Source organism: Streptomyces marokkonensis, from assembly GCF_039539045.1.
In the GTDB taxonomy this organism is placed as follows: domain Bacteria; phylum Actinomycetota; class Actinomycetes; order Streptomycetales; family Streptomycetaceae; genus Streptomyces; species Streptomyces marokkonensis.
On sequence record NZ_BAABCQ010000141.1, the window covers coordinates 1 to 20,560 of the forward strand.

Below are 20,560 nucleotides of genomic sequence, written 5' to 3' on the forward strand. Positions count from 1 at the left end.
CCCTGGCTCGTACTTTTTCCGCGGGTCCCCCCGGACCCCCGGTTCCCCCTGCCTTCAGGCGACCAACTCGCCGAAGGCGTCCTCCCGGTCACGACCGAAGCTGAGGACCTCGTCCTCGCGCAGTCGGCGGAGTGACCGCCAGATGCTGGACTTCACCGTGCCGACGCTGATGTCGAGGATGTCCGCGATCTCCGGGTCCGTACGGCCCTCGTAGTAGCGCAGGACCAGCATGGTGCGCTGGAGCTCGGGGAGCCGGGCCAGCGCCTGCCACAGGACCGTGCGCAGCTCGGTGCCCCGCATCGCGTCCGTGTCGCCCGCCGTCTCCGGCAGTTCCTCGGTCGGGTACTCGTTGAGCTTGCGGCGCCGCCAGGCGCTGATGTGCAGGTTGGTCATGGTGCGGCGGAGGTATCCGCCGACCGCCGCCTTGTCACTGATCCGGTCCCACGCCCGGTACGTCGAGAACAGCGCGCTCTGCAGCAGGTCCTCGGCCTCGAAGCGGTCACCGGTGAGGTGGTAGGCGGTGGCGTACAGGGAGGCGCGGCGTTCCTGGACGTAGGCGGTGAACTCCGCCTCCGGCAGTGAACGGCGCTCCCCCGGGCCCTCCCCGTACGCCGGTCCCCAGTGCGTCGACCCCCCTTGCGTCTCCCCCTGACGCGTGTCGACCACCGCCATGTAGGCGGTGTGCTGTCGTCCGGTGCCACGAGCGCACCCCCGCCCGCTCACAGCACCGGACTTCTCGGAACCCCGGTGTGCGTGCACGTCGTGCAGACGCGTGACCACTGCGCTGGTGCTGGTGCCCGTCAGCGTGTTCATCTCGCGCCCCCGTCCGTGGACTTCCGGTGTTCGGCCTGCCGTACCGCGACTTGCTCTTCGTGCTCTTCTTGCTCTGCCTGCTGTGCTGCGACTTGCTGTGTTGCCTGTGACCAAAAGCTTGCCCCGGTGACTTCATGGCCGTGTCCGCCGACTGTCACAGACCTGTCACAGGGCTCCGTCACGGCTGTACCACCGTTCCTTCACAGGGTCCGACGGCGTGGCGGGGCCCCAACCGGACCCACCGGTCGATCCGCACCCCCTCCATGGGCCAGAATGAGCCCGTGCCTTCCCTGTTGCTGATCGAGGACGACGACGCCATCCGTACGGCCCTGGAGCTCTCCCTGACCCGCCAGGGCCACCGGGTGGCCACCGCTGCGAGCGGTGAGGACGGTCTGAAGCTGTTGCGTGAGCAGCGGCCGGACCTGATCGTGCTGGACGTGATGCTGCCCGGCATCGACGGTTTCGAGGTGTGCCGTCGCATCCGGCGCACCGACCAGCTGCCGATCATCCTGCTGACCGCGCGCAACGACGACATCGACGTGGTCGTCGGTCTCGAGTCGGGCGCCGACGACTATGTCGTCAAACCCGTCCAGGGCCGGGTGCTGGACGCCCGGATCCGGGCCGTCCTGCGGCGTGGGGAACGGGAGTCGACCGACTCGGCGAGCTTCGGCAGCCTGGTCATCGACCGGTCGGCGATGACCGTCACGAAGAACGGCGAGGACCTCCAGCTCACCCCGACCGAGCTGCGGCTCCTCCTCGAACTGAGCCGGCGGCCGGGCCAGGCACTGTCCCGGCAGCAGCTGCTCCGGCTGGTGTGGGAGCACGACTACCTCGGTGACTCCCGGCTGGTGGACGCCTGCGTGCAGCGGCTGCGTGCCAAGGTCGAGGACGTGCCTTCGTCCCCGACCCTGATCCGTACCGTGCGGGGTGTCGGCTACCGGCTGGACCCGCCCCAGTGACACAGGAACACCAGGGGGGTTCACGCGGCTGGGCCGCGGCTCGCGAGGGAGTCTGGTCCTGGCTGCGCTTCACCAGCCTGCGCCTGCGGCTGGTCCTCGTCTTCAGTCTTGTCGCGCTCACCGCCGCCGTGTCCGCGTCCGGCATCGCCTACTGGCTGAACCGGGAGGCGGTGCTCACCCGCACCCAGGACGCCGTGCTGCGCGGCTTCGAGCACGAGATGCAGAACCGGGCGGGCGCGCTGCCCGAGCACCCCACCCAGGACGAGTTGCAGCACACCGCGGGGCAGATGGCGGGCAGCAGCCAGCGGTTCAGCGTGCTGCTGGTCGCCGAGAACGCCGACGGCGAGACCGTGTACGGCAGTTCCGGCGGCCTGGACGGCTTCTCGCTGTCCGACGTGCCCGAGTCGCTGCGCACGGCGGTGAACAAGGAACAGAAGGTCACCAAGACCAACAAGCACCCGTACCACCTGTACTGGCAGCGGATCACCGAGAACGACACCCCGCGGCTCGTGGCAGGCACGAAGGTGATCGGCGGCGGGCCGACCGGCTACATGCTCAAGTCTCTGGAACCGGAGGCCAAGGATCTGAACTCGCTCGCCTGGTCGCTGGGGATCGCCACCGCACTCGCCCTGCTCGGCTCCGCACTGCTCGCGCAGGCACTGGCGACGACCGTGCTGAAGCCCGTGCACCGGCTCGGGGTCGCGGCACGCCGCCTCGGCGAAGGGAAGCTCGACACCCGGCTGCGCGTGTCCGGCACCGACGAACTGGCCGATCTCTCCCGGACGTTCAACAGCGCCGCCGAGGCGCTGGAGAAACGGGTAGCCGACATGGCCGGCCGGGAGCAGGCCTCACGGCGTTTCGTGGCGGACATGAGCCATGAGCTGCGTACCCCGCTGACGGCGATCACCGCCGTCACGGAGGTGCTGGAGGAGGAGCTGGAGTTCGAGGGCGGGAGTTTCGACCCGATGGTCGAGCCCGCCGTGCGGCTGGTGGTCAGCGAGACGCGGCGGCTGAACGACCTCGTGGAGAACCTGATGGAGGTCACCCGCTTCGACGCGGGCACCGCCCGGCTGGTCCTGGACGACGTCGACGTCGCCGACCAGATCACCGCCTGCATCGACGCCCGCGCCTGGCTGGACGCCGTCGACCTCGACGCCGAGCGCGGCATCCACGCCCGTATCGATCCGCGCCGCCTGGACGTCATCCTGGCCAACCTGATCGGCAACGCGCTCAAGCACGGCGGGTCGCCGGTGCGGGTGGCGGTGGCACGGGCGGACGACGAGGTGGTCATCCGGGTGCGGGACCACGGGCCCGGCATCCCCGAGGACGTCCTGCCGCACGTCTTCGACCGCTTCTACAAGGCGAGCGCGTCCCGGCCGCGCTCCGAGGGCAGCGGGCTCGGCCTGTCCATCGCCCTGGAGAACGCGCACATCCACGGCGGTGGGATCACCGCCGAGAACTGCCCGGAAGGGGGTGCGGTGTTCACGCTGCGGCTGCCGCAGGACCCGCCGGCGGAGGAGGACACCGAGGGCTCCGAGGAGGCCGGGGGCGGCCCGGGTGGCTGGGGTGGATCGGCCGACTCGGGTGGCTCGGGTGGCTCGGGTCGCTCGGGTGGCTCGGGTGGCTCGGGTGGCTCGGGTGGCTCGGGTGAGGAGAGCACGGGCAAGGACGCGAAGGGAAAGGTCTGATGACCGTACGCCGCCTGCCGGCACTCCCCGGGCTGGTAGTGCTGGCCGCGCTGCTCACCGGGTGTGGCATCCGCGCCACGGAGGTGCCCACGGACTACGGTCCCGCGCCCTCACGGGTGCGCTGCTCGTCGGCTGAGCCGGACCTGTCGACGCGGGCCGCGCCCGGCGTGCCGGTGCGGGTGTCCCTGCTGTGCGGCTCGTCGCTGGTGGCCGTGGACCGGACGATACGGGTGCCGGACGGCGCGGCGGAGTCCGAGCGGCGGGTGCTGGTGGCCGAGGGGCTCCTGAACCAGCTCGCGGCACCGCCGTCGGCCGCGGAGACGGAGGCCGGGTACACCACGGACGTGGGCCGCGGGATCACCGTGGCCGGCCCTCGTTCCGGCGATCCCGAGGACGCGCTGCGCCTCGGGACCGACCCCGGCGACCTCACCTCCTACGCACTCGCCCAAGTCGTCTGCACCTTCTCCGACTCGGCCGAGGCCGAGGGCGACGACTCCGTCGTGCTGTCCGGCCCGGCCGACCGGCCCGCCCGCCGCTACGTCTGCACGGAGGAGGTCCGTGCCCGGCCGGGCAGCAACGAACCGCCGTCCAGCGAGGTCACGGACGGCTGACCGCCGCCGGCCGACGGAGGACTCCTGACGGGGCTGCCGACGAGGGCTGCTGACGGGGGTTGCCCGCCGTCGGCCGACGGGGAGGGCTGCTGACGGGGGCTGCCGGCGCCAACGACCGGAGGCGGGCAGGGGCGCCAGGGACGGCCGGAGGCGGGCGCGGGTGCCGAGGACCGCGTGGGGCCATGTGGCGCAAGCCTCACCCTTGCGGGGGAGAGGCCGGAACCGAGTGCGGCGGCGCCCGCGTCTAGGGGGACGTGCAGCGTCATGGATTCCTCGGCGGCAGCGCCACGCTCCGCATCCGTGTGACAGGAAGTGTCCTCCTGGTCGCACATCTCGCGTTCGTCGCCTGGTACACGCTGCGGCCCCTCGACGTCCCCTGGGTGCTTCCGCCCAACCTGCACCCCCTCGACGGGATCCGCGCCGATCTGGCGCTCGGCTGGCCCTCGGCGGCACGTTCTCTCGGCGGGTCTCTCGCGCTGCTGGCGCCGCTGGGAGTCCTGCTGCCGATGGCGGACGGCCGACTGGCCGTCTCGCCGCTGGCCTCCCTGCTGCGCACCATGGCCGCGGGCGCCCTGCTGTCGCTGGGCATCGAGCTGCTGCAGACCGGGGTGCCCGGTCAGGTCGTCGACGTCGACTCGCTGTTGCTGAACACGGCGGGCGTGGCCCTGGCCCACCTGGCCGTCGTCCCCGCGGGCAGGGCCCGGCTCCGTCGCGGGTCCGAGCGGGAAGAGGGGGAGGCCGCACCTCAGGAGGAGCCCGCTCAGGGTCGGACCCCGACGATTCCAAGGGTCGGTATCGCCCCGTAGAGCGACGCTTTGTTCCGTTCGTCTCCGTAGCGTGGAGGGCAGACGAAGGGGAAGTCGAACGGCAGCCCCGTCCCACACGCTCACGAAGGAGCCGCGATGTCCCGCCTCGCCCGCCCCACCAACGGCCGCGTGATCGGCGGAGTGTGCGCCGCGCTGGCCCGGCGCTTCGGCACCTCCACCACCACGATGCGGGTGATCTTCGTGGTCTCCTGCCTGCTGCCCGGCCCGCAGTTCCTGCTCTACCTCGTCCTGTGGATCCTGCTGCCGTCCGAGGAGAAGGCCGCCCGTACGGCCTGGTGACGGGGTCCCCCGCAAGCCCCTGTGATCCGGTGCCCCGCCTCACCGCCGCTCCACAAGCCCTCTGGTAAGCCGACGGGGCGCACCCGGCGACACCGGGTGCGCCCCGTCGGCGCGCGCGGGGAGAGGCGGACTCAGCCGCCGAGCGGGAGTCCGTTCACGCCCAGGCCCTGGGCCGGCAGGCCACCGAGCAGGCCGGCGACCGGAGCGTCGGAGAGCTGCTCGGCGACCACCTGCTCGACGAACGGCGGCGCGGCGGTCAGACCCGTGCCGGAGACGTCGCCCGCCTGCGACAGCACGTTGCCCGCCACGGGCGCCACCTCCGAGACGGTCTCCACGGGGAGGGTCCGGGTGACGGAGTCCACGGCCTGGGTGGTGTCCGGGAGTTCCGGCGCCGCGGTGGCCGCGCCCGCGCCGACAGCGGCGAAGGCGGCACCGAGGGCGGCGACACCGAGGGTCTTGACAGCAGACTGCTTCATGGAATGCGTCCTCGAAATGGGATGACGGGGATGTGAGCGGTCCTTGAACGTAAACACGCGGCACCCCTCGCGGCAAACATTGAAATGCGGACGGATTGTGAAAGCCCGTCCGCATTTCCGTATTACCGTCCCCTTGGACTCAACCCTCACCCTCCGAAGAAGCGCTGGTCGAAGCCGTCTGCTGGAACAGCCATTCGGATTTCAGTTCGGCATATCCGGGCTTGATCACGTCATTGATCATGGCCAGTCGTTCATCGAAAGGAATGAACGCTGATTTCATCGCATTGACGGAGAACCACTGCATGTCGTCGAGCGTGTAACCGAACGCTTCGACAAGGTGCTCGAATTCCTGACTCATACCGGTGTGGGACATCAGCCGGTTGTCCGTATTGACGGTGACACGGAAATGCAACCGGCGCAGCAGCCCGATGGGGTGCTCGGCGTACGAGTCCGCCGCCCCGGTCTGCAGGTTGGAACTGGGGCACAGCTCCAGCGGGACGCGCTTGTCCCGGACGTACGAGGCGAGCCGGCCGAGTTCGACCGTGCCGTCCTCGTGGACCTTGATGTCGTCGATGATGCGCACACCGTGCCCGAGCCGGTCCGCGCCGCACCACTGCAGTGCCTGCCAGATGGACGGCAGCCCGAAGGCCTCGCCGGCGTGGATCGTGAAGTGGTTGTTCTCGCGCTTGAGGTACTCGAAGGCGTCCAGGTGCCGGGTGGGCGGGTACCCGGCCTCGGCGCCCGCGATGTCGAAGCCGACGACGCCGAGATCCCGGTAGCGGTTGGCGAGTTCGGCGATCTCCAGTGAGCGGGCGGCGTGCCGCATGGCGGTGAGCAGGGCGCCGACACGGATGCGGTGGCCGTTGTCCCGTGCCCGGCGCTCGCCCTCCCGGAAGCCCTCGTTGACGGCCTCGACGACCTCTTCCAGGCTGAGCCCGCCCTCCAGGTGCTGCTCGGGGGCGTAGCGCACCTCGGCGTAGACGACGCCGTCCTCGGCGAGGTCCTCGGCGCACTCCGCGGCGACCCGGACCAGTGCGTCGCGGGTCTGCATGACGCCGACGGTGTGGGAGAAGGTCTCCAGATACCGCTCCAGCGACCCGGAGTCGGCGGCCTGCCGGAACCAGGCGCCGAGCCGGTCGGCGTCGGTCTCGGGAAGGCCCGAGTAGCCGGTCGCCCGGGCGAGTTCGACGACCGTGCCGGGACGCAGCCCGCCGTCGAGATGGTCGTGCAGCAGGACCTTCGGCGCCCGGCGGATCCGGTCCGGCGTCGGAGTCGTCGCGGTGTTCTTCGCGGCGGCCTGAGCGCTGTTCATCGCGGCGGTCTGGGAGGTGTTCCTCACGGCGGTCTGCGCGGCGGTCTGAGCGGCCGTCTGCGCGGCGGTCTGCGCGGTGCTCTGGCTCGTCATTTCCGTACCCTAACTCCTACGCGCGTAGAACACCGGGTGAATACGCGGGAACACCCGGGAACGCGCGCACTCGAGGACGCGCACGAGGCGCCCGGCCGCGGTGTACGGATCCGCCGGTATGTAACGGTGACCGCGAGGACGGGTGGCGTACCCCCCGTCTTCTGAGAATCTTCTGCCATGTCACAGCAAGCGACGCCGGTCCGTCGGGCCCGGCTGGGGCGAACACTCGGTCCGGAGGGGACGGCGGTGAGCGGTGTGGTGCTGCTGCTCCCCGGTGGTGACGAGGTCTCCAGCCGCAGACCGTCTCCGCTGCTCGCGGCGGCGTCCGTCCGCGCGATGGGACGCCGCCTCGCGCGCGCGGGGCGGGAGGAGGGCCTGGCCGCGCACGTCGTGCACTACCGCTACCGCGGCTGGAACGGCACCGAGGCCCACCTCGCCCGGGACGCCGAGTGGGCCGCCGACGAGGCCGTACGGCGCTACGGCGACGTCCCCGTCTGCCTGGTCGGCACCGACATGGGCGGGCGTGCGGCGCTGCGTGCGGGCGGGCACGAGGCCGTCAACTCGGTGCTGGCGATCGCCCCTTGGCTGCCCGACGAGGACATGGCCGTGCCGTCCGAACCGGTGAAGCAGCTCGCCGGGCGGCAGGTGCTGATCGTGCACGGCACGAACGACGAACGCAGCGATCCGGAGCTGTCGTTCCGGCTGGCCTCCCGGGCGAAGAAGACGAACCGTGCCGTGTGCCGGTTCGAGGTCCACTCCGACGGCCACGGCTTGCGGCACTACCGGGAGGAGGTCGCCGCGCTCGCGGAGGATTTCGTGATGGGCGTGCTGTTCGGGCAGTCGTTCTCGCGGCCGGTGGAGGACGCGCTGGCCGCTCCCCCGCCGCTGGGGCTGCGGATGCCGTTGGCGGTGGGGTTCGGGAAGTCGTTGCGGCGGCGGTAGCGACCGCGGTGCCGGGTCAGGGCGGCCGAGGTCAGGACGGCCCGGGGTCAGGACGGGAGCAGGTGGCCCCGCCTCGACAGCAGGAACTTCTTGAAGGCCGCCACCGGGGGCGTGTCCGTGCGCCCCGCAAGCCACGCCACGCCGATCTCGCGGGCCGCGCGCGGGGCCGTGACCGTCAGTTCGACCACGCCGGGACGGGGCACGGCGGGCGGCGGCAGCAGGGCGACCCCGAGGCCGGCCGCGACCAGGCCGCGGAGCGTCTCCGCCTCCTCTCCCTCGAAGGCCACCCTGGGCCGGAAACCGGCCTCCTTGCACAGGGCGTCGGTGATGCGCCGCAGGCCGTAGCCGGGCTCCAGGGTCACGAAGGCCTCGTCGGCGGCCTCGGCGAGGCGGATGCGCCTGCGCCCGGCCAGGGAGTGGTCGGCCGGCACCACCAGGCGCAGCTTCTGCTCGTCGAGGCGGCGGGCGACCAGGTCGGGGGCGTCGGGGACCGGGGAGGTCAGGCAGAGGTCGAGTTCGCCGGCGCGCAGGCGCTCCAGCATGGCCTCGCCGTAGTTCTGGACGAGGCTGAAGCGGACGCGCGGGTGGTCGGCGCGGAAGGCGTGCAGCAGTCCGGGGACGGTCTCGGCGCCCATGGTGTGCAGGAAGCCGAAGGCGACCTTGCCGGTGGCCGGGTCGGCGTCCCCGCGGACCTCGTCGGCGGCGCGCTCGACCTCGGCGAGGGCGCGTTCGACGGAACCCAGGAAGGTACGTCCGGCGACGGTCAGCGCGAGGGTGCGACCGCGGCGCACGAACAGGTCGACGCCCAGGTCCTCTTCGAGGCGGACGAGGGCACGGGAGAGCGTCGACTGGGGGACGTTCATCTCCTGGGCAGCCCGGGTGACGTGCTCGGTGCGGGCCACGCCGGCGAAGTGCGCGAGCCGGGGCGCGAGCAGCGCCACGATGTCTTCCGTGTCACCGGAAGGTGACAGGCGGGCCTGTGAGCTTTGCTGATGCACCATGGGAACGATTATGTCCATTCCATGCATTGGACGGATGAGTCGCGGTCTTCGTACCGTCGCAGCATGACTCCCGCCGATACCGGGGCGTCCACCACCGTGGACGCCGCTGCATCCGTCTCCGCCACCGACACCCCCGGCGCACCCGGCTCCCCCGACTCGCGTATGGCGCCCGGCGGGCCCGGCTACCGCCGGATGAGCCTCGCCCTGTTCCTGGCGGGTGTCGCGACCTTCGCCCTCCTCTACTCCACCCAGGCGCTGCTGCCGCTCATCTCGGGCGACATGGGCGTCAGCGCGAGCGACGCGAGCTGGACGGTGGCCGCCGCGACCGGTGGTCTCGCGGTGTTCGTGCTGCCGATGAGCGTGCTCTCGGAGCGCTTCGGACGCCGTACGGTCATGACGGCGTCGCTGGCGGTCGCGGTGACCGTCGGGCTGCTGGTCCCCTTCGCCCCCTCGCTGCCAGCGCTCGTCGCGCTGCGCGCCGTGCAGGGCGCGGCGCTGGCCGGGCTGCCGGCCTCGGCGACCGCGTACCTCGCGGAGGAGGTGCGGCCGCGGGCGCTGGTCACCGCGATCGGCCTGTTCGTCGCGGGCAACAGCGTCGGCGGGATGAGCGGCCGGGTCATCACCGGCTGGGTCGCCCAGGAGTGGGGCTGGCGGGTCGCCGTCGGCGTGATCGGCCTCGTCGCGGTGGCGTGCGCGGTGGCCTTCCGGATGCTGCTGCCGGCGCCGAGGCACTTCACGCCGGGCTCGCTGCGTCCGCGCGTCCTGGTCCGCACGGTCCGCGACCACCTCGCCAACCCGCTGCTGCGCCGCCTGTACGCGATCGGCGCGCTCTTCATGACGGTGTTCGGCGGCGTGTACACGGTGATCGGCTACCGCCTGGCGGAGGCGCCCTTCTCCTTGCCGCAGGGGCTCATCGGCTCGATCTTCCTCGTCTACCTGGTCGGCACGGTCTCGGCGTCGACGGCGGGCCGCCTGGTGGGGCGCCTCGGCCGCCGCGGGGCGCTGTACCTGGGCGGCGGTACGACGGCGGCGGGCCTGCTGCTGTCCCTCGCCCCGTCCCTGCCGCTGGTCCTGCTGGGCCTGGTACTGATCACGGCGGGCTTCTTCGCCGGTCACGCGGTGGCGTCCTCCGCGGTCGGCAAGACCGCCCAGCACGGCCGCGCCCAGGCCTCGGCGCTGTACCAGTCCGCCTACTACGTCGGCTCCAGCGCGGGCAGCACGGTGGGCGCGGTGGCCTTCCACTCCGGCGGCTGGGCCGGGACGGTCGGGGTCGGGCTGCTGGCGGTGCTGGGCGTCGTGGCGATCACGGTGCTCGGCTCGCTGGCGGCGCGCAGGCAGGCCCCGGACAGGCCGGTGCGGTCCCTGAGCCTGTCCCGCTGACCTGCGCCTTTCCCGACTGCACAGGCCATTGTCAGTCCCCTGCGGTAGCTTCCGAAGTGCGAGGCGCGAAGACGCGCACGAGGGTACGCCACAGGGGTGGGTGGACGATGACCAACGGCACCGTGACGACGGAGCTGGAATCCGCGCTGGAGAAGCACCGGGTCGAGCTGACGGGATACTGCTACCGGATGCTCGGCTCCTCCTTCGAGGCCGAGGACGCGGTCCAGGACACCCTGGTCCGCGCCTGGCGGAGCTACGACAAGTTCGAGGGCCGCTCCAGCCTCCGCTCCTGGCTCTACCGCATCGCGACCAACGTCTGCCTGGACATGCTGACCGCGGGCAACAAGCGGGCCCGCCCGATGGACCTCACGGACGCGACGCCGCTCGCCCGGGCCGCCCTGTCCCCCCGCCCGGACAACACCTGGCTGGAGCCGATGCCCGACACCCGCGTACTGCCCTCGACCGCCGACCCGGCCGAGGCCGCGATCGCCAAGGAGTCGGTGCGGCTCGCCTTCATGGCCGCCCTCCAGCAGCTGCCGCCCAAGCAGCGGGCGGTGCTGATCCTGCGCGAGGTGCTGGCGTGGAAGGCGAGCGAGGTCGCCGAGCTGCTCGGCACGACGGTCGCCTCCGTCAACAGCGCCCTGCAGCGCGCCCGCGCGACCCTCGCCGAGCGGGAGGAGGCAGGCGCCGGCGCGGCGGTGTCCGACCCGCTGGACGAGGAGCAGCAGAAGCTGCTGGAGCGCTATGTCGCCGCCTTCGAGGGCTACGACATGACGGCGTTGACGGCGCTGCTCCACGAGGACGCGATCATGACGATGCCGCCGTTCGACCTGTGGCTGTCCGGTTCGGCGGACATCACCGGTTTCATGACGACGCTCGGCTCGGCGTGCGCGAACTCGCGGCTGGTGCCGGTCGAGGCCAACGGGCTGCCGGCCTTCGCGCACTACAAGCCGGACGAGGAGGCGGGCGGCTTCGCACCGTGGGCCGTCCAGGTGCTGGAGATCTCAGACGGCCGCATCACCGGGTTCCACTGCTTCCTGGACACCGAGCGGTGGTTCCCGCTGTTCGACCTGCCGCTCCGTCTCGAAGCGGAGGCCGACGAGGTCCAGTAGGGCGTGCAGGGCGGGGTCGGGGTCGCGCAGCCGGATCCGGCCCCCGGCCCGCCGGGCGGTGAGCTCCAGGCGGGCCAGCAGGTCGACGGCGGCGAGCCCCGGCGGTCCGAGCCCACCGACGTCGCAGACGACCACCCCGGCCCGGGTGCTTCCCATCAGCGCGCGCACCTCGTCGCAGAGCCGGGGTGTCTCCCCTCGGGAGACAGGCCCCGGCAGCACGAGTACGGCGGGTGTCACGGCGTCCACGTGCGGTAGACCCGCGGCGCGCCGGGAACTCATCGGTGCCCGCCGTCAGAGATCACATTGACGTACGCGGGCCCTCCCCCGGAGGGTCTGTTGCATGCCCCACATATCCCCTCCCCCTGCCATGCCGTCCCAGGTCCGTCCGCTCGGCGGGGAGGTGCCGTGCAGGGGGTGCTGACCGGCTTCGCGGTCATCGCGGTCGTCATCGCCGTCGGCTATGTGCTGGGCCTGCGGGGCCACCTCGGCCCGCAGGGCCGCGAGGTACTGACCAGGCTCGCCTTCCACGTGGCCTCGCCGGCCCTGCTGTTCACCACGCTGGCGACGGCCGACCTGTCGGTGGTCTTCTCCAGCCGGCTGCTGGTCACGGCGCTGTCCACGGCCGCCGTGGCCGGTGTCTTCGTCGCGGTGGGCGTCGTACGGGGCTGGGGCGTGGGCCGGACGACGATCGGCGCGCTCTGCTCCGGCTACGTCAACTCCGGCAACCTCGGCATTCCGATCGCCGTGTACGTCCTGGGCGACGCCTCGCTGGTGGCGCCTGTGCTGCTGTTCCAGCTGGTGTTGGTGACACCGGTGGCGGTGACGCTCCTGGACCTGTCGCAAGGGGGCGGCAAGGGCCCCCTGTGGCGGGTGCTGCTGACGCCGCTGCGCAACCCGATAGCGCTGGGATCGCTCGCCGGGGTCGCGGTCGCCGCGAGCGGCCTGCGCGTACCCGCCCCGGTCATGGACCCGGTGACCCTGATCGGCAACATGTCCGTCCCGGCGGTCCTGCTGGCCTTCGGCATCTCCCTGTGCGGCTCCACGATGCCGCTGCGGGGCACGGAGCGGCGGCCGGTGCTGCTCGCGGTGGCGTTGAAGACGGTGGGGCAGCCGGCGGTGGCCTGGGCGCTGGCGTCCGGGGTGTTCGGGCTGCGGGGCGCGCAACTGCTGGACGTGGTGGTGACGTCGGCGCTGCCCGCGGCGCAGAACCTGTACACGTACGCGTCGACCTACGGGGTGGGCGAGCGGCTGGCGCGGGACGCGATCCTGGTGTCGACGGTGGTTTCGGTGCCGGTGCTGGTGGGGGTGGCGGCGGTTCTGGGGTGAGGGCGGCTCAGCTCGTGGGAAAGACTCCGGTGTCGATCTCCAGGTCGAAGGGGTTCGGCAAAGTCAGCTTCTCGCCGTATTCCACCGATGCCAGGACGCGATAGGTGCCGTCCTCGGGCACTCCGTAAAGCGTGGCCGTCGGGCATCCGCTGTGCCAGGGATCCAGGAGAAGGTAGAGAGGGGCGCCGGCACGGGCGTACCCCCTGACCTTCTTGATCCGGTCATGGTTGGCGTTGCTGCGAGAGGTGACCTCCACCACCAGCTCCGTCTCACTCGCATGCACTCTCCTGCCCTGTCGCAACGCCACCCTGGGCACAACGCACAGATCAGGCTGGAAGACCCCTGCCGTCTCCGGGACCCCCAGACCCAAGGTCTGGTAGATGCCACATCCCTCTGGAACGACGGTGTAGAGACTCAGTTGCAACAGCTCGGCGGTGTCGTTGTGTGCTTCGGACGGCGGAGGCGCCACGGTGACGATCCCTTCGATGATCTCCACCTTGCTGCCCTCCGGAGCGTCCGTCTCCTCCAGGACACGGACGACCTCCTCCCAGCCCGCCCCTCCGGGGGTCGGCTCGGCACTGAGTGCGCTCATGGCGGTGTCTCCAATCGGTGCTTCACCGAGTCCAGCATGCCGAACGGGACCGGTGCAGGTCCACCGGTCCCGTTCACCCGAATGGGAAAACCCCTGATCAGGCGATACGTTCCAGCACCACCGGCGAGGCGGTGAAGTCCGTACCCGCCGGGGCGACGTCGTACGAGCCCTCCACGGCGGCGAGGGCGTACTCGAAGCGGTCCGGGGTGTCGGTGTGGAGGGTCAGGAGGGGCTGACCCTCGGTGACCGTGTCGCCGGGCCTGGCGTGGAGTTCGACGCCGGCGGCGGCCTGCACCGGGTCCTCCTTGCGGGCGCGGCCCGCGCCCAGGCGCCAGGCGGCGACGCCGATGTCGTAGGCGTCGAGGCGGGTCAGGACTCCGGAGGCACCCGCCTTGACGACGTGCTGCTCCTTGGAGGTGGGCAGGGCCGCGTCGGGGTCGCCGCCCTGAGCCGCGATCATGCGGCGCCAGACGTCCATCGCGGAGCCGTCGGCCAGCGCCTTCGCCGGGTCGGCGTCCTTCAGGCCCGCCGCGTCGAGCATCTCGCGGGCCAGGGCGAGGGTCAGCTCGACGACGTCGGTGGGGCCGCCGCCGGCCAGGACCTCGACCGACTCGCGGACCTCCAGGGCGTTGCCCGCCGTGAGGCCGAGGGGCGTCGCCATGTCCGTGAGGAGCGCGACCGTCTTCACGCCGTGGTCGGTGCCGAGGCCGACCATCGTCGATGCCAGCTCCCGCGCGTCCTCGATGGTCTTCATGAAGGCGCCGCTGCCCACCTTCACGTCCAGGACCAGGGAGCCGGTGCCCTCCGCGATCTTCTTGGACATGATGGAGGAGGCGATGAGCGGGATCGCCTCCACCGTGCCGGTGACGTCGCGCAGGGCGTACAGCTTCTTGTCGGCGGGGGCGAGGCCGTCGCCGGCCGCGCAGATCACCGCGCCGGTGGTGTCCAGGACGTTCAGCATCTCCTCGTTGGACAGGAGCGCGCGCCAGCCGGGGATCGACTCCAGCTTGTCCAGGGTGCCGCCGGTGTGGCCGAGACCGCGGCCGGAGAGCTGCGGGACGGCCGCGCCGCAGGCCGCGACCAGCGGGGCGAGCGGCAGGGTGATCTTGTCGCCGACGCCGCCCGTGGAGTGCTTGTCGGCGGTCGGGCGGGACAGGGACGAGAACTCCATGCGCTCGCCGGAGGCGATCATCGCGGCGGTCCAGCGAGCGATCTCGCCGCGGTTCATGCCGTTGAGCAGGATCGCCATCGCGAGCGACGACATCTGCTCGTCGGCCACCGCGCCGCGCGTGTACGCGTCGATGACCCAGTCGATCTGCTCGGCGCTGAGTTCGCCGCGGTCCCGCTTGGTGCGGATGACGGAGATGACGTCCATGGCCATGGCTGGCTCTTCCTAACGGGGAGTGCGGGGTTGCGGGAGCTACTTGGTGAGGTGGTCGGGGCCGAAGGCCTGCGGGAGCATCTCCGACAGGGGGACGATCCCCGCGGGGGTCTCCAGCAGCATCTCGGGGCCCCCGAACTCGTACAGCAGCTGTCGGCAACGGCCGCACGGGACGAGGGTCTCGCCGTGGCCGTCGACGCAGGTGAAGTGCGTCAGCCGGCCGCCGCCGGTGAGCTGGAGCCCGGAGACGAGCCCGCACTCGGCGCACAGGCCGACGCCGTAGCTGGCGTTCTCGACGTTGCAGCCGGTGACGGTGCGGCCGTCGTCGACCAGGGCGGCCGCGCCGACGGCGTAACCGGAGTACGGGGCGTAGGCCCGGGCCATCGCCTCGCGGGCCGCCGTGCGCAGCGCGCCCCAGTCGACGTCGGTCATTTGCCCTGCCCCTTCCGGTACTGCATGCCGTTCGCCTTCGGCATCCGCAGACGCTGTGCGGAGAGCGCCAGGACGACGAGGGTGATGACGTACGGCGTGGCGGAGACGACCTGGTTGGGGACGTCGTCGGTGGTGGCGTACCAGGCGAAGACGAGGGCGCCGATCACCACGGTGATCGCGGCCTTGACGTACTTCTTGCGGATGGCGAGCCAGATGGCGCCGGCGATCAGCAGCAGGGCGCCGAGCAGCAGCAGGGCGTGCACGTTGGCGGAGCCGCCGCGCAGGTTGAGGCTGTCGGTGTAGCCGAAGAGGCCGGCGCCGATGGCGAGGCCGCCCGGCATCCAGTTGCCGAAGATCATCGCGGCGAGGCCGATGTAGCCGCGGCCGCTGGTCTGGCCCTCCAGGTAGAAGGGGTTGGCGACGATGGAGAGGAAGACGCCGCCGAGGCCGGCCAGTCCGCCGGAGATGATCACGGCGAGGTACTTGTACTTGTAGACGTTGACGCCGAGCGACTCGGCCGCGATCGGGTTCTCGCCGCAGGAGCGCAGGCGGAGGCCGAACGGGGTGCGCCACAGGATGTACCAGCTGGCGGGGATCAGGGCGACGGCGATCAGGGTGAGCCAGGAGACGTCGGTGACCAGGCCGCCGAGCAGGCCGGCGATGTCCGAGACGAAGAACCAGTGCCGGTCGTTGAGGCTCTCCAGCGCGTCGGAGAGTCCTGGCACCGTGAAGTGACCCAGTGAGTCGACCGGCGGGGACTGCTTCGCGGAGCCGCCCTGGTGGCCCTCGAAGGCGAGCGGCGCGAGGTAGCGGGTGGCGCCGAGCGCGAGGATGTTGATGGCCACACCCGAGACGATGTGGTTGACGTTGAAGGTGATCGTGACGATGGCGTGCAGCAGGCCGCCGAGCGCGCCGCCGACGATGCCCATCAGGACGCCGGTCCACGGGCCCCACTGGAAGCCGGCCCAGGCACCGAACCAGGTGCCGAGGATCAGCATGCCCTCGAGGCCGATGTTGACGACGCCCGCGCGTTCGGCCCACAGGCCGCCGAGACCGGCGAGGCCGATCGGCACGGCGAGCTGGAGCGCGGTGGACATCTGGCTGACGTTGGTGATGCCGTTGGCGCCGGTGACGATGCGGACGATGGAGGTCAGTGCCAGGGCACCGGCGATGATCAGCAGCAGGACGGGCAGCGAGATCCGGCGGCCGGTCTGCGCCGCGGGCTGCAGCGAGGGCTGGTTGACGTCGGTCGCAGAGGTCGGGGCGGTCATCGGCCAGCCACCTCCTTCTTGGTGTTGTCGGTGGCACCGAGGACGTGACCGGCGGCCAGCTCCGCGCCGACGCGGCGCTGCTGGCGTCGCAGGCCCCACTCGCGGACGGCCTCGTAGGAGACGACGACGGAGAGGACGATCAGGCCCTGCATGATGACCGCGATCTCCTTGTCGTAGCCGTGGAAGTCCAGCTCGGGCGAGGCCTTGTCGAGCCAGGCCCACAGCAGGGCGGCGAAGGCGATGCCGACCGGGCTGTTGCGGCCGAGCAGGGCGATGCCGATACCGAGGAAGCCGATGCCGGTGGGGAAGTTGAGGTTGTAGGTGTGGCTGTCGCCGAGCAGGATGGGCAGGCCCGCGAGGCCGGCGAGACCGCCGGAGAGCAGCATCGCGGTGAGCACCATGCGCTTGGGGTTGACGCCACTGGCCGAGGCGGCGGACTCGGAGGCGCCGGAGGCGCGCAGGTCGAAGCCGAAGCGGGTGCGGTTGAGGACGAGCCAGTAACCGATGCCGAGGAGGACGGCGAGGACGACCAGGCCGTAGATCTCGCCGGCGGCCCCCATGTCGATGCCGGGGATCCAGCCGGACTCGTGCATCTCGCCGGTGGTGTTGTTGTTGCCGATCTTGACGCCGAAGACGTCGGGCAGCCACAGGTAGCCGATGACGGCGGTGGCGATGGAGTTGAGCATGATCGTCGCGACGACTTCGCTGACGCCGCGGGTGATCTTGAGTACGCCGGCGATGCCGGACCAGAAGGCGCCGGTGAGGACGGCGGTCAGGAGCAGGAGCGGGATCTGGAGGGCGGCCGGGAGGTCGGCGTGGGCGCCGACGATCGCGGCCGTCATGGCGGCGAGCTGGTACTGGCCGTCGACGCCGATGTTGAACAGGTTCATCCGGAAGCCGATGGCGACCGCGAGGGCCGCGATGTAGTACATCGACGCCTGGTTGACGATCCGGACCTGGACGTCCGAGAAGCCGGCCTGCTCGAACATGATGGTGAACGGCTCGACCGGGTTCTTGCCCGAGGCGATCAGGACGATCGCGCTGAGCGCGAAGGCCACGGCGAGCGCGATGACCGGGCCGGCCACCGCGAGGAGCACGCGCTCCTTGTCGAACTTCTTCATCAGCGGGCCTCGTCTTCCGGAGCCTCGGGAGACTCCGGAGCCTCGGGAGACCCGGGAGACTTTCGGATCTCGGGGGTCTTGTCGGTCTCGGCGCTCTCTGCGCTCTCGTCGGTCGCGGCGGTGACGGCGGTTTCGTCGTCGGTCACGGCGGTCGCGGCGGTGACGGCGGTTTCGTCGGCGGTCACGGCGGTCGCGGCGGTGACGGCGGTTTCGTCGTCGGTCTCGCCGTGTTCCAGGTGGCCGGTCGCGGCGCCGGTCATCGCCGAGCCCAGCTCCTCGGGGGTGATGGTGCCGGGGTCGGCGTCCGCGACCAGCCTTCCGTCGTAGATCACCCGGAGGGTGTCGGACAGGCCGATCAGCTCGTCCAGGTCGGCGGAGATCAGCAGGACGGCGAGGCCCTCGCGGCGCGCCTCGCGGATGTGGTCCCAGATGGCGGCCTGCGCGCCGACGTCCACACCGCGGGTGGGGTGGGCGGCGATGAGGAAGCGCGGCTTGTGGCTCATCTCGCGGCCGACGATCAGCTTCTGCTGGTTGCCGCCGGAGAGCGAGGCGGCGGTGACGTCGATGCCGGGGGTGCGGACGTCGTAGGTCTCGACGATGCGGCGGGCGTCGTCCTGGGCACCCTTGAGGTCCAGCCAGACGCCCTTGCTGTTGGGCTTCTCGGTGACGTGGCCGAGGATGCGGTTCTCCCAGAGGGGGGCCTCCAGGAGCAGGCCGTGGCGGTGGCGGTCCTCGGGGATGTAGCCGATGCCCTGCTCGCGGCGCTTGCGGGTGGGCAGCGCGGTGATGTCCGCGTCGAGGAAGCGGATGGTGCCGGAGTCGGCGTGCCGCAGGCCGATGAGCGCGTCGACCAGCTCGGTCTGTCCGTTGCCCTCGACACCGGCGATGCCCAGTACCTCACCGGCGTGGATGGTGAAGGAGATGTCGTCGAGCAGTGCCTTGCCGCCCGGAGCCGCCAGGCGCAGCGTGTCGACGGTGAGGACCGGGCGGTCGGTGACCGTGGACTCGGCGGTCTGCGGGGTGGGCAGCTCGCTGCCGACCATCAGCTCGGCGAGCTGACGCGGCGTCGTCTCGGCGGGCACGGCGGTACCGACCGTCGTACCGCGCCGGATGACGGTGATCTCGTCGGCGACGGAGAGGACCTCGCCCAGCTTGTGCGAGATGAAGATGACGGAGAGGCCCTCGGCCTTGAGCCCGCGCAGGTTGTCGAAGAGCGCGTCGACCTCCTGCGGCACCAGGACGGCGGTCGGCTCGTCGAGGATCAGCGTGCGGGCGCCGCGGTAGAGGACCTTGAGGATCTCCACGCGCTGGCGGGCGGCGACGCCGAGTTCCTCGACGAGGACGTCGGGGCGCACGCCGAGGCCGTACCGCTCGGAGATCTCGTTGATCTTCCGGCGGGCCCGGGCTCCGATGCCGTACAGCTTCTCGCTGCCGAGGACCACGTTCTCGAGGACCGTGAGGTTGTCGGCGAGCATGAAGTGCTGGTGGACCATGCCGATGCCGCGGACGATGGCGTCGGCGGGCGACGAGAAGGCGACCTGCTCGCCGTCGATCGCGATGGTGCCCTCGTCCGGCTTCTGCATGCCGTAGAGGATCTTCATCAGGGTCGACTTGCCGGCGCCGTTCTCACCGACGAGGGCGTGGACGGTGCCCTTGTGGACGGTCAGGTGGATGTCGTGGTTGGCCACGACACCGGGGAAACGCTTGGTGATACCGGCGAGTTCGACGGCGGTCACCGATTCGTTGACCGCCGCTCCGGCCGGAGGGCTGCTGGACGCGTTGATGGCGCACTCTCCTGGGGACGGGGGCCGTCTACGCGCGTAGCGCCCCTACGGCATCTGAAAGCGGCGGCGGCACGTCGACACACGACGGGGTACGGGGAGGGGCGCTCGGAGGCTTCCTCCCCGTACCCCGCCGGGCGGGTGCAACCGGCGCGGTTACACGCGGTTCGAGTTGTTGCTGGTGCTGCTGGTGCTGCTGGTGCTGCTGGTACTGCTGGTACTGCTGGTGCTCATGCTGCGGCTGGTGCTACCGGTGAGGCTGCTCAGCTGCTCTTGACCTTGATCTCGCCGCTGACGATCTTCTCCTTGGCCGCCTTGATCGCTGCCTGGAGCTCGGCGTCGTCCGCGAACTTCGGGTTGGAGTCCGAGAGACCGACCTCGCCGGACTTCAGATCGCCCCGAACGATACCGGTCTCGGGCTTGCCCTCCTCGACCGACTTCGCGAGGTTGTACACCGCCTTGGCGACGTCCTTCGTGGCCGAAGTCAGGATGTAGTCCTTGTACTTCGCGAGGGCGTCCTGCTTGTACTGGTCGGAGTCGACGCCGATCGCCCAGACCTTGTTGGCGGCGGCGGCCTCGATCACGCCCTGACCGGAGAGACCGGCCGCCGCGAAGACGACGTCGGCCTTCTTCTCGATCTGGCCCTCGGCGGCGGTCTTGCCCTTGTCGGGGCTGGAGAAGCCGCCGTCCTCCGCGGTCTGCGTCAGGTACTGCGAGATCACCTTGACCTTGGGGTCGGTGTCCTTGACGCCCTGCTCGTAGCCGGCCTGGAACTTGTGGATCAGCGGGATGTCCACGCCGCCCACGAAGCCGACCGTGTTGGTCTTGGTGCTCTTGGCGGCGGCGACACCGGCGAGGTAGGACGCCTGCTCCTCGTTGAAGACGAGGTCGGCCACGTTCTTCGCCTCGATCGTGGCGTCGTCCACGATGCCGAAGGTGGTGTCCGGGTACTTCTCGGCGGCGCTCTTCAGCGCGGCGGCGTACGCGTAGCCGACGCCGATGACCGGGTTGTGGCCCTGCTTGGCCAGGGAGGCCAGGCGCTGCTCCTTGTCGGCGTCGGTCTCGCCGTCGGTGGGCTCGACGTCGGCCGTCTCGTACTTGAACTCGCTCTTCGCCTGCTCCAGGCCCGCGTACGCGGCGTCGTTGAAGGACTGGTCGCCCTT

21 protein-coding genes are annotated in these 20,560 nt (G+C 71.1%); 9 read left to right on the forward strand and 12 right to left on the reverse strand.

Annotated elements, in window-relative coordinates; all coding sequences use genetic code 11:
- Nucleotides 1-54 precede the first annotated feature (54 nt).
- Nucleotides 55-813, reverse strand: coding sequence for a SigE family RNA polymerase sigma factor (locus tag ABEA26_RS27310; protein ID WP_345596015.1), 759 nt, complete (start codon nt 811-813; stop codon nt 55-57).
- 281 nt (nt 814-1,094) lie between these two features.
- Between ABEA26_RS27310 and afsQ1 the strand changes: the two genes are divergently transcribed.
- The 5 genes from afsQ1 (at nt 1,095) to ABEA26_RS27335 (ending at nt 5,177) form a co-directional block, all read left to right on the forward strand.
- Nucleotides 1,095-1,772, forward strand: a complete 678-nt coding sequence (gene afsQ1 / locus ABEA26_RS27315) for a two-component system response regulator AfsQ1 (RefSeq protein WP_003974066.1) — start codon at nt 1,095-1,097, stop codon at nt 1,770-1,772.
- Nucleotides 1,769-3,460, forward strand: a complete 1,692-nt coding sequence (locus ABEA26_RS27320) for an ATP-binding protein (protein WP_345596016.1) — start codon at nt 1,769-1,771, stop codon at nt 3,458-3,460. The genes afsQ1 and ABEA26_RS27320 overlap by 4 nt, the downstream gene beginning before the upstream one ends.
- Nucleotides 3,460-4,071: a hypothetical protein gene (locus ABEA26_RS27325; protein ID WP_345596017.1), complete on the forward strand. Its 612-nt coding sequence runs from the start codon at nt 3,460-3,462 to the stop codon at nt 4,069-4,071. The genes ABEA26_RS27320 and ABEA26_RS27325 overlap by 1 nt, the downstream gene beginning before the upstream one ends.
- A gap of 254 nt (nt 4,072-4,325) precedes the next feature.
- Nucleotides 4,326-4,877, forward strand: coding sequence for a VanZ family protein (locus ABEA26_RS27330; protein WP_345596018.1), 552 nt, complete (start codon nt 4,326-4,328; stop codon nt 4,875-4,877).
- A gap of 96 nt (nt 4,878-4,973) precedes the next feature.
- On the forward strand, nt 4,974-5,177 hold the full coding sequence (locus ABEA26_RS27335; RefSeq protein WP_345596019.1) for a PspC domain-containing protein: 204 nt from the start codon (nt 4,974-4,976) through the stop codon (nt 5,175-5,177).
- Between the two features lie 131 nt (nt 5,178-5,308).
- On the opposite strand, the gene ABEA26_RS27340 is transcribed toward ABEA26_RS27335, so the two are convergent.
- Nucleotides 5,309-5,653, reverse strand: a complete 345-nt coding sequence (locus ABEA26_RS27340; RefSeq protein ID WP_345596020.1) for an ATP-binding protein — start codon at nt 5,651-5,653, stop codon at nt 5,309-5,311.
- A gap of 139 nt (nt 5,654-5,792) precedes the next feature.
- The gene (locus ABEA26_RS27345) at nt 5,793-6,965 is read right to left on the reverse strand and encodes an adenosine deaminase (RefSeq protein WP_345596034.1); all 1,173 of its coding nucleotides are present in this window, start codon (nt 6,963-6,965) and stop codon (nt 5,793-5,795) included.
- Between the two features lie 270 nt (nt 6,966-7,235).
- Between ABEA26_RS27345 and ABEA26_RS27350 the strand changes: the two genes are divergently transcribed.
- The gene (locus ABEA26_RS27350) at nt 7,236-8,000 is read left to right on the forward strand and encodes an alpha/beta hydrolase (protein ID WP_345596021.1); all 765 of its coding nucleotides are present in this window, start codon (nt 7,236-7,238) and stop codon (nt 7,998-8,000) included.
- Nucleotides 8,001-8,047: 47 nt separating this feature from the next.
- Here ABEA26_RS27350 and ABEA26_RS27355 read toward each other — a convergent pair whose 3' ends face one another.
- A complete protein-coding gene (locus tag ABEA26_RS27355) occupies nt 8,048-9,001 on the reverse strand; it encodes a LysR family transcriptional regulator (RefSeq protein ID WP_345596022.1) in 954 nt (317 codons plus the stop codon).
- A 63-nt stretch (nt 9,002-9,064) separates the two neighbouring features.
- Here ABEA26_RS27355 and ABEA26_RS27360 point away from each other — a divergent pair, with 63 nt between their 5' ends.
- Together ABEA26_RS27360 and ABEA26_RS27365 are read left to right on the forward strand one after the other, a co-directional pair.
- Nucleotides 9,065-10,381: an MFS transporter gene (locus tag ABEA26_RS27360; protein ID WP_345596023.1), complete on the forward strand. Its 1,317-nt coding sequence runs from the start codon at nt 9,065-9,067 to the stop codon at nt 10,379-10,381.
- Nucleotides 10,382-10,488: 107 nt separating this feature from the next.
- Nucleotides 10,489-11,493, forward strand: coding sequence for a sigma-70 family RNA polymerase sigma factor (locus ABEA26_RS27365; protein WP_345596024.1), 1,005 nt, complete (start codon nt 10,489-10,491; stop codon nt 11,491-11,493).
- On the opposite strand, the gene ABEA26_RS27370 is transcribed toward ABEA26_RS27365, so the two are convergent.
- Entirely contained in the window at nt 11,386-11,772 is a 387-nt protein-coding gene (locus tag ABEA26_RS27370) for an STAS domain-containing protein (RefSeq protein ID WP_345596026.1), read from the reverse strand. The two genes, ABEA26_RS27365 and ABEA26_RS27370, sit on opposite strands and share 108 nt — an antisense overlap.
- 126 nt (nt 11,773-11,898) lie before the next feature.
- Here ABEA26_RS27370 and ABEA26_RS27375 point away from each other — a divergent pair, with 126 nt between their 5' ends.
- The gene (locus tag ABEA26_RS27375; RefSeq protein WP_345596027.1) at nt 11,899-12,819 is read left to right on the forward strand and encodes an AEC family transporter; all 921 of its coding nucleotides are present in this window, start codon (nt 11,899-11,901) and stop codon (nt 12,817-12,819) included.
- Nucleotides 12,820-12,826: 7 nt separating this feature from the next.
- On the opposite strand, the gene ABEA26_RS27380 is transcribed toward ABEA26_RS27375, so the two are convergent.
- The 7 genes from ABEA26_RS27380 to ABEA26_RS27410 form a co-directional block, all read right to left on the reverse strand.
- Complete coding sequence (locus ABEA26_RS27380; protein WP_345596028.1) at nt 12,827-13,411, reverse strand: Uma2 family endonuclease; 585 nt, start codon at nt 13,409-13,411, stop codon at nt 12,827-12,829.
- A 97-nt stretch (nt 13,412-13,508) separates the two neighbouring features.
- Nucleotides 13,509-14,786, reverse strand: coding sequence for a thymidine phosphorylase (locus ABEA26_RS27385; RefSeq protein WP_345596035.1), 1,278 nt, complete (start codon nt 14,784-14,786; stop codon nt 13,509-13,511).
- Between the two features lie 45 nt (nt 14,787-14,831).
- Nucleotides 14,832-15,224: a cytidine deaminase gene (locus ABEA26_RS27390; RefSeq protein ID WP_345596029.1), complete on the reverse strand. Its 393-nt coding sequence runs from the start codon at nt 15,222-15,224 to the stop codon at nt 14,832-14,834.
- The gene (locus ABEA26_RS27395) at nt 15,221-16,495 is read right to left on the reverse strand and encodes an ABC transporter permease (protein ID WP_345596030.1); all 1,275 of its coding nucleotides are present in this window, start codon (nt 16,493-16,495) and stop codon (nt 15,221-15,223) included. Before ABEA26_RS27395 ends, ABEA26_RS27390 begins: the two co-directional genes overlap by 4 nt.
- Nucleotides 16,492-17,616, reverse strand: coding sequence for an ABC transporter permease (locus ABEA26_RS27400; RefSeq protein WP_345596031.1), 1,125 nt, complete (start codon nt 17,614-17,616; stop codon nt 16,492-16,494). The genes ABEA26_RS27395 and ABEA26_RS27400 overlap by 4 nt, the downstream gene beginning before the upstream one ends.
- A complete protein-coding gene (locus tag ABEA26_RS27405; RefSeq protein WP_345596032.1) occupies nt 17,616-19,352 on the reverse strand; it encodes an ABC transporter ATP-binding protein in 1,737 nt (578 codons plus the stop codon). The genes ABEA26_RS27400 and ABEA26_RS27405 overlap by 1 nt, the downstream gene beginning before the upstream one ends.
- Nucleotides 19,353-19,660: 308 nt before the next feature.
- Nucleotides 19,661-20,560, reverse strand: a 900-nt coding sequence (locus ABEA26_RS27410) for a BMP family lipoprotein (protein WP_345596033.1), incomplete at its 5' end; no start/stop codon positions are given.